The 523-nt window shown below is 54.3% G+C and carries 1 rRNA gene; it reads left to right on the forward strand.

Annotation, left to right across the window (positions count from 1 at the left end):
• Positions 1 to 523 (forward strand): 23S ribosomal RNA (locus ACFP3V_RS31245); the annotation flags it as partial.

Consider the following 523-nt stretch of genomic DNA (forward strand, 5'->3'; position numbering starts at 1 on the left):
CCAGGAGGTTGGCTTAGAAGCAGCCATCATTTAAAGAAAGCGTAATAGCTCACTGGTCGAGTCGGCCTGCGCGGAAGATGTAACGGGGCTAAACCATGCACCGAAGCTGCGGCAGCGACACTATGTGTTGTTGGGTAGGGGAGCGTTCTGTAAGCCTGCGAAGGTGTGCTGTGAGGCATGCTGGAGGTATCAGAAGTGCGAATGCTGACATAAGTAACGATAAAGCGGGTGAAAAGCCCGCTCGCCGGAAGACCAAGGGTTCCTGTCCAACGTTAATCGGGGCAGGGTGAGTCGACCCCTAAGGCGAGGCCGAAAGGCGTAGTCGATGGGAAACAGGTTAATATTCCTGTACTTGGTGTTACTGCGAAGGGGGGACGGAGAAGGCTATGTTAGCCGGGCGACGGTTGTCCCGGTTTAAGCATGTAGGCTGGTTGTCCAGGCAAATCCGGATAATCAAGGCTGAGGTGTGATGACGAGGCACTACGGTGCTGAAGTAACAAATGCCCTGCTTCCAGGAAAAGCC

The organism is Streptacidiphilus monticola (genome assembly GCF_042658505.1).
GTDB lineage: Bacteria > Actinomycetota > Actinomycetes > Streptomycetales > Streptomycetaceae > Streptacidiphilus > Streptacidiphilus monticola.